At 34.4% G+C, this 9,253-nt stretch carries 11 protein-coding genes; 6 read left to right on the top strand and 5 right to left on the bottom strand.

Annotated elements, in window-relative coordinates; all coding sequences use genetic code 11:
• Positions 1-69: 69 nt before the first annotated feature.
• Positions 70-357, top strand: coding sequence for a transposase (locus tag DCS95_RS20485; RefSeq protein ID WP_239986604.1), 288 nt, complete (start codon positions 70-72; stop codon positions 355-357).
• The gene (locus DCS95_RS05425) at positions 255-1,250 is read left to right on the top strand and encodes an IS3 family transposase (RefSeq protein WP_244178407.1); all 996 of its coding nucleotides are present in this window, start codon (positions 255-257) and stop codon (positions 1,248-1,250) included. The genes DCS95_RS20485 and DCS95_RS05425 overlap by 103 nt, the downstream gene beginning before the upstream one ends.
• 137 nt (positions 1,251-1,387) lie before the next feature.
• On the opposite strand, the gene DCS95_RS05420 is transcribed toward DCS95_RS05425, so the two are convergent.
• On the bottom strand, positions 1,388-1,654 hold the full coding sequence (locus DCS95_RS05420) for a transposase (RefSeq protein WP_116769775.1): 267 nt from the start codon (positions 1,652-1,654) through the stop codon (positions 1,388-1,390).
• Between the two features lie 47 nt (positions 1,655-1,701).
• Here DCS95_RS05420 and DCS95_RS05415 point away from each other — a divergent pair, with 47 nt between their 5' ends.
• The 4 genes from DCS95_RS05415 (at position 1,702) to DCS95_RS20475 (ending at position 5,698) form a co-directional block, all read left to right on the top strand.
• Positions 1,702-2,574, top strand: a complete 873-nt coding sequence (locus DCS95_RS05415) for an alpha/beta fold hydrolase (RefSeq protein WP_116769774.1) — start codon at positions 1,702-1,704, stop codon at positions 2,572-2,574.
• A gap of 29 nt (positions 2,575-2,603) precedes the next feature.
• The gene (locus DCS95_RS05410) at positions 2,604-3,077 is read left to right on the top strand and encodes a DoxX family protein (RefSeq protein ID WP_116769773.1); all 474 of its coding nucleotides are present in this window, start codon (positions 2,604-2,606) and stop codon (positions 3,075-3,077) included.
• 280 nt (positions 3,078-3,357) lie between these two features.
• Positions 3,358-4,515, top strand: coding sequence for a patatin-like phospholipase family protein (locus tag DCS95_RS20480; protein ID WP_244178391.1), 1,158 nt, complete (start codon positions 3,358-3,360; stop codon positions 4,513-4,515).
• Positions 4,508-5,698, top strand: a complete 1,191-nt coding sequence (locus DCS95_RS20475) for a BamA/TamA family outer membrane protein (RefSeq protein ID WP_341865183.1) — start codon at positions 4,508-4,510, stop codon at positions 5,696-5,698. The genes DCS95_RS20480 and DCS95_RS20475 overlap by 8 nt, the downstream gene beginning before the upstream one ends.
• A gap of 388 nt (positions 5,699-6,086) precedes the next feature.
• On the opposite strand, the gene DCS95_RS20470 is transcribed toward DCS95_RS20475, so the two are convergent.
• The 4 genes from DCS95_RS20470 to DCS95_RS05395 all read right to left on the bottom strand — a co-directional run bounded on the left by DCS95_RS20470 (position 6,087) and on the right by DCS95_RS05395 (position 8,989).
• A complete protein-coding gene (locus tag DCS95_RS20470; protein WP_244178390.1) occupies positions 6,087-6,242 on the bottom strand; it encodes a hypothetical protein in 156 nt (51 codons plus the stop codon).
• Between the two features lie 357 nt (positions 6,243-6,599).
• Positions 6,600-6,680, bottom strand: a complete 81-nt coding sequence (locus DCS95_RS20585) for a hypothetical protein (protein ID WP_279629382.1) — start codon at positions 6,678-6,680, stop codon at positions 6,600-6,602.
• A 145-nt stretch (positions 6,681-6,825) separates the two neighbouring features.
• Positions 6,826-6,972: a 3-hydroxyacyl-CoA dehydrogenase NAD-binding domain-containing protein gene (locus DCS95_RS20580; RefSeq protein WP_164674127.1), complete on the bottom strand. Its 147-nt coding sequence runs from the start codon at positions 6,970-6,972 to the stop codon at positions 6,826-6,828.
• Positions 6,973-7,054: 82 nt separating this feature from the next.
• Positions 7,055-8,989 carry an oleate hydratase gene (locus DCS95_RS05395; protein ID WP_116769772.1) on the bottom strand — a complete coding sequence of 645 codons (1,935 nt, stop codon included), beginning with the start codon at positions 8,987-8,989 and terminating at the stop codon, positions 7,055-7,057.
• Positions 8,990-9,253: the final 264 nt, after the last annotated feature.

The following is a 9,253-nucleotide window of genomic DNA, read 5'->3' as shown; positions in this document are numbered from 1 at the left end:
TATGGACTTACTATATTTAACCGGACATAGAGTTAAGAGCGTTTTAGTTATTAAAATTAACTTTGAAAAATGTCAAGAGAAAAAAGAAATTACACTGCAGAGTTTAAGGAAAAAGCTGTAGAACTTAGTTACGCACGTGGTAGCGTTGTCGAGATTTGCAGGGAACTGGATATCCCTACATCTGTATTGAGCCGTTGGCGCAGGGAATCGGATGCCTATGGCAGGAACAGTTTCCCGGGCAAGGGAAACCCCAAATTAACGGACGAGCAACGGGAAATTGCAGAATTGAAGAAGAAGTTAAGGAATGCCGAACTAGAAAGAGATATCTTAAAAAAGGCGATAGCCATCTTCTCCTAGAGCGACAGGAAAAATATAGGTTCATAAAACACCATAAATTTAAATTTCCAGTCGGGAAGATGTGCAAAATGTTCAAGATAAGCAAAAGCGGGTATTACGATTGGTTGGGCAGGGTTCCTTCCAAAAGAGTGATGGAGAACGAGGCCATATCATCTACCATCCGAGATGTTTATGAGGATAGTTTTGGGAGTTACGGGGCACCGAGGATCAAAGCGGAGCTCTGGAAAAGGGGATATTGCATCTCAAGACCTAGGGTAGCTAGGATAATGAGGGCAAATAACCTGTTTGCCAAAAGAAAGCGTAAATTTCAAACTACGACCCACAGCAAGCACAACTATCCAGTTGCACCCAATATATTAGATCAGGATTTTACCGTCTATAGACCGAACCAGGTTTGGGTATCGGATATCACCTATATAAAGACCAAACAAGGCTGGATGTATTTAACAGTAATTATAGATCTGTTCCACCGGAAGGTCGTTGGATGGTCGATGGGCCAAACCTTAAGTACCGGCGACACTATAGTCCCTGCATGGAATATGGCCATTAAATCGAACAATATCACAAAAGAACTTATATTCCATTCCGATAGGGGGTCTCAATACGCCAGTTCCACTTTTACAGATATCCTGAAAAGATATAATGGATCGATAAAACAAAGTATGAGCAGAAAAGGTAATTGTTGGGACAATGCAGTAGCTGAATCGTTCTTTAAGAGCCTAAAGGTAGAATGGGTCTATGAACATAGCTATAACCTAAGGTCAGAAGCCGAACTATCTGTCTTCCAATGGATAGAGACCTGGTATAACAGAAGAAGAATACACTCCTCTTTGGGATATAAGACTATAGAGGAAATTGAAATAGAATTGTATAATCAAAAAATAGCAGCATGACTCTTATCTAATTGTCCACTTTTTTGTTGCAAGTCCACACATCGATCTGTTAAGACCTGTGACCTTACAGGCACGAACAATAGGAATCCCATATTCCTTGATCAGATACTTTACCCGAACTCTCTTGTCGGAAGGTCTTAGAACTTTTTTGACAATACGTCCTTTAGCATCTTATTGTCCAGACTCACATCCGCGTACATTTGTTTTAGTCTGTTATTCTCGTCCTCTAGCTCTTTTAAACGCTTGAGTTGCTGTTGTTCCATACCGCCGTACTTCTTGCGCCAGTAGTAGAATGTGCTCTTATCTATCCCTAATTCCCTAGAGACATCTCCAACGGATCTTCCTTGTTGATTCTCCTTTAGAGCCTTGATAATCTGGCTCTCGCTAAACTTGCTGTTTTTCATCGTGACAGTTTGAATTTAAAGTTAATAAATTCGAATTATCTACTGTCCTGTTTTTAGGGAAGCCTACACGTAGAAAATCAGATACGATAACCACTAAAGCTATCTTATACGTTCATGGTTTCAACGATTATTTCTTTCAGGACCAAATGGCGAAACGTTTTAACAAGGAAGGTTATAATTTTTACGCGCTGGATTTACGGAAGTACGGCCGTTCGTTATTGAATCATCAAAAATTGAATAATGTTCGTTCACTTTTGGAATATGATGAGGAAATAAGTAAGTCCCTGCAAATCATTAAATCAGAAAAGAACAAAGAAGTTATTTTAATGGGGCATTCTACAGGTGGGCTCATTGTAACAAATTATGCAGGGAATCATTTAAATAGCGACTTATTTCAGGGAATTATCTGTAACAGTCCCTTTTATGAATTTAATCTCAATTTCATTGAAAGAAAGATAGGGATTCCTATATTATCGTTTCTAAGCAAGTATTCTCCAAACAAGTTGATTTCAAGCGGCTTTTCAAAACTATATGGCCATAGCCTTCATATTGACAAATATGGTGAATGGAACTATTCGCTTGCTTGGAAACCTCATGACATTCCAAAAGTAAATCTGGGCTTTATCAATGCTATCCACAATGCTCAGAAAAACATTCAAAATAACCTAAGTTTAGATGTACCAGCGCTTGTATTACACAGCAGTAAATCTATATATGAAAAAAAGTGGCCTGAGTGTTTCATGGTGGGTGATGCTATTCTGAACGTCAAACATATTCAATATTACACCAATAAAATCAAAGGTAACGTAATGTCTTGCACGATAGAAAATGGAATGCACGATTTGGTCCTATCCAAAAAGCCAGTGAGAGAAACGGTTTACAAGAAGATATTCGAATGGACCAATAATAATTTTATTTAAAGTATATAACAATTTAAAACAACGTAAGGATGAAAAAAAAAGTAAAAAAAACACTTGTTCAAAATATATTCAGAGTAGTACTGGCCTTCTTCATGATTTTTGCCGGATATAGCCACTTAACGTTCAATCGGATAGATTTTCAGGCCCAGGTACCGGATTGGCTGCCATTAAGTAAGGATTTCGTTGTTATTTTATCTGGAATTGTTGAAATAAGCCTAGGCATGGCCTTACTGTTCTGGACAAAGTACCGTGGAAAAGTTGGATGGGCTTTGGCGCTATTTTTTATGCTGGTATTCCCCGGAAATATCGCTCAGTATTTGGATGGAAAAGATGCCTTTGGGGCATTGGATTCAGATAGAGCCCGATTAATCAGGCTTTTCTTTCAACCAGTTTTAATTGTTTGGGCACTGTGGTCAGCGGGATCATGGAGAGCGTGGAGAAATTCAAAAAAAATAATTGATATAAAAGCCATACAAATTATCAAATATGGGGATATTAATTAAGGTCACTGAAAAAATCCTTTCAAAAATTGGTTTTATTAACATATACTTCAATCTCTTGAGGTACTTTTTCAGTGGGCTCTTTGGTTCTAACTATTTTAATTAGTTTCAAATTCCAAAATCTATTCATACAAATAATATTATTGGTTACATTTAATTAAATAACCTTTCATAATTTATTTCTGAAGATAAAAATTATTCTATTGTCTCGATTTAATTCAAGATTATTGTTAAGATACTTTGTTAATTAGAAATAGTAGCACTCTAAAACAAATACTTTCAAATGCTTAAAAATTTAAAAAAGAACAAAACCCTGTACCTACTGTTATTATGCCTTTGCATACTTTTACCACGAACGCTTTTTGCTCAAGAAAAAAAACCAAAAGTAGCTTTGGTTTTAAGTGGAGGAGGCGCAAAGGGCATTGCACATATTCGCACGCTTCAAGTATTAGATTCCTTACATATTGTTCCAGATTTGATAGTGGGTACTAGTATGGGGAGCATTGTAGGTGGACTATATGCTATGGGGTATTCTGGCGACAGTATTGCGAGTCTTACAAAAAATGTTAAATGGGAAAAACTTTTGGGGGGAGGTGTGTCGCTAAAAAGTGTTGGTGCAGAAGAAAAGAGTGAGTATAATAAATACCTGATTGAATTAGAACTTAAAAAGGGAAAAATCACTACTGGAGCCTATCTTATTAATGATCAAAATTTAAGAGAGTTTATTGCTTTTATTTCCATCCCTAGTTATGAGATTGAGTTATTTGATAATCTCCCTATACCATTTAGGGCGGTTACAACAGATATAATTAATGGAAAAGAGGTTGTCTTAGATAGAGGCTCCCTTGCTTTTGCAATGCGCGCGAGTATGTCAATTCCCGGAGTCTTTTCGCCAATTCGTTATAAGAATACACTTTTAGTAGATGGAGGATTATTAAATAATTTCCCTGCAGATGTTGCTAAAAATTTAGGAGCAGACATCATAATAGGGAGTGATGTAGGAGATAACCCTAAAACTATTGAAAGTTTGAATAATATTAGTTCATTACTATTTCAAGGGAATATGATAAATAGTAATATTAAACGGCCAAAAAACCGTCAAATTTGCGATATACTCATTGACCACGCACCTTATTTAACATATTCTACCGCAGACTTTTTCAATGTGAACGAGATTTATGAAGAAGGTAAGGCCGCTACTAATCAAAATATTGATGCATTGGTAGCTTTATCAATTAAATTGAAAAAATTTGAACAAAAGAGGCATCACCTTCCTATTACAAAAAACGAATTTATATTTGATACCATTGTTTATCATAACATAAGCAAATCTAACTTAGCACTGGTTAAAGCCAGAACAGATTTGCAGCCTAATAAAAAATATTCCATTCAAGAAATTGAAGATGGGCTAGGTAGAGCTATGGGTTACAACAATATTTAAAGATATTGAATTTACACGGTTAAGAGATGACAATAAATTTGGTATCACTTTAAAAGGAGTTGAAAAATCAAAGCATCAAATTAAAGGATCGTTACACTTTGACGGGTATCGTGGGGCTGGAGTTATTGCTAATTATACTGGTAGAAATATTATAGGTGAGGCGTCACGTTCTCTAATTACCTTGGATATAGCAGAGCAACCAAAAGCAAGGTTACAACATCAGAAAAATTTTGGAGGAGACAGGGACTGGTGGTGGAGAACAGAATTTTTTGGTCAGCTTCTTGAACAAAAAATATTTATTGAAGGAGAAAATGTTGACAAGGTCAAATTCCAATATTTTCAATTTGATAATCAAATTAATCGAAATTTAAGCTCGTTAAAAAGCTATGCCGGCTTGGGTGTGAAATATGAATACAGCAAATTAAAGCCAACAATCAATCCCGAATTTAATGACAATATTTTAAGTTTAGAACAATATAATTTTCAATCCTATGAGATATATACACATTTTAAACACAGTAATTTCAACGATGTACTATACCCTACCAAGGGTACTCAAATTCAAGCAATTCTATCAAGGTCATTTCACAACAACGTCCAAGTTAGCTATTCGGACCCTAATATTGCTGAAATCGATGTGGCCGTTAATGACTACACCAAGTTGAATCTAGGCATTGAAGAAAGATTTACTTTTACAGCAAAGTTAACTGGAATTGTAGACCTCAATTCTGGTTTTCTCTTTGAAGACAATACGGAAGAAAATGATTATCTCTTTTCTACTTTTGGTTATGGCGCTAAATATTTTTTAGGCGGAAATATTATAGATCCAAGGAATGACCATTACATATATCCTGGTTTAACGGAAAGCGAGTTAGCAGTTAGTCAATTTATAAAGGTTGGCCTCGGGCTTCAAATAAATACAACTCGTAATTTGTATTTTACACCCCATATAAATATGGCCTCTGTGGGTTTTGGAAATTTTGATGATTTTATTGTCGATGTTTTCTCCACTAAAGGTAAATGGGAAAATTATGATGCCCCCAGTTTTTTGGCTTCTGTTGGTACGATGGTTTCCTTCAAATCACCTCTTGGCCCTGTAAATATTGATCTATCTTGGGTAAATAGCACCAATAACCTTAGATTTTTTATTGGCATTGGATTTCCCATAAATCAATCAAATTGATCAAATATCCCTGTTTAACCGTGCATACGTCCGATTAACTGAAAACATCCTGCATTTTTTAAATATAAATAGCTTAGTTATTTTTTAATTGGTAGAGTTATTTCTCTCAATAGCACATATTAAAAAATTACTGGTTAGGTCCATAGGTCTATATACGAAAAGTAAAATGAACACATCACAAAGGGAGTCTAAAAATGCGCACATAAAGATGTAAACAACTGTGAAACAGAATTTTGCCTAGACCACATGTTAGGGTAATTAGTTTAGAGACCTTGAACTATACGTAAAAGTGTTCATCTATTATATGCTCAATAGCATATTTTGAAGCAAGAGACTGCTTTGAAATAGCAACCAATAAGGCTAATAAAATATTAAAAACACAAGTGTTTTAGGTTAAAAAGTCATCATCTTTATAAGCAGGGTTAGGATATGTATAAAAACCTTCTACGGTTGAAACACCTAATTTATTTGCGTCTACAAAGTTTTCCTTTAAATATTCGGTCATTTTAATTTTTAAAGGATCTTCCGATTCTTCGGAAGCCATTTTATTAATGTTGTACAACGTATTAATTCCTAAAATATCCAAGCAAAAGGACATAGGAGCACCAGAGGGCTTTCATATGAGTTTTATCGATGGTTTGAACCGCTGTTCCTTTATTAACTAAAAGGCTTGTGCCAGAACTTAAAAAGGGTACTAGTAAAGAGTTTAATATATAACAAGGTTGTTCTTTATACAAGGGCAAGGCTTAAATACCTACAGGTTTAGCAAAAGCAACAACATCGTTGTATACCTCAGGGTTTGTTGCTGGTTCGCCCATAATTTAGACGGTATCTTATTTCCAAATATCATTAGCAAATGAAGCGATAAAAATTTGGAAGGTCATCCAGTAACCCTCGCTAATTAACTTGGCAAAAGCTTGGAGTCGGTTGCAAACACGGTTTTTTCTACGGCAACTTTAGCCAGTTTTTTATAAAAATCTATTTTGATGTTTGGGTTTTTAGGTATGGATTCAATTAATATATCGGCATCTTTTTACGGCTTCTGCTAAATTTGATGTACTTTAAATTAGCGAAATCAACCTCTATTTCTGCCTACTAAGCATTTAAATCTCCTTTAAAAACAGTGCTCATGTTGTGAATTTTACTTGAGCCTTTGCTAACATTTCATCATTAATATCATAAACGGTTAAATTAAAATTATGAAAAGCCGCTTGAAATGCTATTTGGTAATCCAAAACGCCACTTCCCGCTACGGTAATATTTTTGTAATTCACATTTTAAAGATTACGTATATATTGAATTTTATAAAAATGGGATTTGATAATAACATCAAGGCCCATTTTTTTTAATTGTTATTTAAAGACTTTTTGCCCACTCTTGAAGTTTTCCAAATTGCTCTGCAATAAAAGAGTCATGATGCTCTTCAGGTTCTTCGTCCATAGGTAAAATATGTTCAAAATAAGTGTTTTTTAAGACACGTTTTAAAATTCCTTCACCAGGAAAGGATTTATAATCATTTAAAGCTTTAGTTGCTTTTAATAAATGGCGAATATCGTATTGTGCACCTGCAATATCTGGCACTTGCTTGTTAGAATTTAATAACTTATAAACTGCAGTTCTGGCAGTTCTCACCGATGACTCTACGGTAAATACAACATCATTTTTAGTTTCTACAAACTGGCCAACAAGTCCTAAATTTTTACATCCGTTAGGTACAATTTCTGGTCTATCGCCAACAGCTCTAGGTAAAAACATAGAGGTAATATAAGGCATAAATGCAGTACGAACAATAGTATTTTCTATTACATTCTCTAATTGATTTTCCAAACCAAGGTGATAACATAATTCAGATAAAATTTCGTTACCTGTACATTGAGGCAAAGTTTTTTGAACATGATTTCCTTGTTTGTCAATATATAAAGCATAAACCCAAACAACTAAAATATCATCTGGTTGTGTAGGATAATGAGGTTGACGGTTAATGGTAAAACTCATCAACCAGTTAGAATCAGTAATGGTTACAATACCTCCTGTAGCTGTTCTTCCTGAATAGGGATCATTTACACAATATTCTTTAAACTTTTCAGTTAAATCTGAAGGGCGACAGGTTAACGTTGCTGATTGCCAAGCTGATTTTTCTATATTACCACAAAATTTTTCAGGCTTTCCAAAAACAGGCGATTTGGCTGCTAAATTTTTCCATAATTTCCAACCATCACTTTTACCACTTTGACTGTTGTCAATAGCTTCAATAGCTGGTTTTGTGTTAGTTCCATACGACGTATCTTCAGTCATAGAACCTGTGGTAACAATTACATAATCGTTTTCTCTTACAGCAATTACTACTTCTTTATTATTTTGTTCAGTAATAATGCCTTTTACAATTTTTTCTTCAGAATTAATTTGAATATCTAAATCTTTAACCAAGGTATCAAACTGAATTTTTACACCTTTGGATTTCAAATGCTCGGTTAAAGGTTTTACAAACGTATCATACTGATTATATTTGGGAAAGACTAAACAAGATAAATCTTTCATCCCATCAATAAGGTGTAAAAAACGGTGCATATATAATTTACACTCTAGTAAACTATGCCAGTTCTCAAACGCAAACATAGTACGCCATACAATCCAAAAATTACTTTGTAAAAAAGATTCACTAAAATAGTCCTGAATGGTTAAGTTATTTAAATCTTCTTTCTTTTTTAATAAAAGCTTTACGATAGCTAATTGATCTTTCTTCTCTAAACCAAACTTGCTAAAATCTTTGACAACGCCTTTATTATGAATTAATCGGGCTTTTGAATAGTTTGGGTCATTGTCATTTAACAAACGATATTCATCTAAAACACTATATGGAGCAGGCATTTCTAAAGCAGGAATATCTTGAAATATGTCCCAAAGATTTTCATAAGTCATCTCCATCTCTCTACCTCCTCTGATGATATAACCATCTTCAGCATTTCCTGCACCATCAAGCGAACCACCTTCTATAGAGAGTTGGTCTAGAAAAACAATATTTTTCCCTGGAATATGTCCATCTCTAATAAAATAATAAGCCGCAGACAAACCAGCAATACCACTCCCTACAATATATACTTTACTGTCTTTAAATGATTTAGAAGGGATACCTTTGTTACGTTGATAGTTTCCCGTTAAATCAGGAAAAGGCATAGGCTTATCTTTTGAATTACTCAATACTTCTTTGCTTGCATCCGGGTCATGCTCTACATTTCCAACATAAATTGATGCGCTTAATATTTTGTCAAATTTTGATGTTATTTTATCCATTTTAGATAGTTTTATTTTTTTGCTCTATACAAATTTATAACTATCTCTAAAACCTAATGTATCCCGAAATTCAGAAATTATATCCTCAAATTTTTGTGTTTTCATTACTTACCAATTAATAAAAATTTCCGAAAATAGAAGTAAAATTAAATTGAAGTTTATTGACAATTTCGAGGACAGATAATTCAAAGTTCTCTAATAAAAATAACACATCTTGCAATAAGGATTTATTTAGGAATTGATGCGGGTTTTAGCAGTCGTGCT

It is taken from the genome of Maribacter litoralis, assembly GCF_003075045.1.
Classification (GTDB): Bacteria; Bacteroidota; Bacteroidia; order Flavobacteriales; family Flavobacteriaceae; genus Maribacter; species Maribacter litoralis.
This window is presented reverse-complemented; position numbering and strand designations above follow the sequence as displayed.

Excerpts from the sequence above, each read along its gene's own strand:
- DCS95_RS20485 (WP_239986604.1), top strand. The coding sequence starts at position 70 with ATGTCAAGAGAAAAAAGAAATTACACTGCAGAGTTTAAGGAAAAAGCT.
- DCS95_RS05420 (WP_116769775.1), bottom strand. The coding sequence starts at position 1,654 with ATGAAAAACAGCAAGTTTAGCGAGAGCCAGATTATCAAGGCTCTAAAG.
- DCS95_RS05410 (WP_116769773.1), top strand. The coding sequence starts at position 2,604 with ATGAAAAAAAAAGTAAAAAAAACACTTGTTCAAAATATATTCAGAGTA.
- DCS95_RS20480 (WP_244178391.1), top strand. The coding sequence starts at position 3,358 with ATGCTTAAAAATTTAAAAAAGAACAAAACCCTGTACCTACTGTTATTA.
- DCS95_RS20470 (WP_244178390.1), bottom strand. The coding sequence starts at position 6,242 with ATGGCTTCCGAAGAATCGGAAGATCCTTTAAAAATTAAAATGACCGAA.
- DCS95_RS05395 (WP_116769772.1), bottom strand. The coding sequence starts at position 8,989 with ATGGATAAAATAACATCAAAATTTGACAAAATATTAAGCGCATCAATT.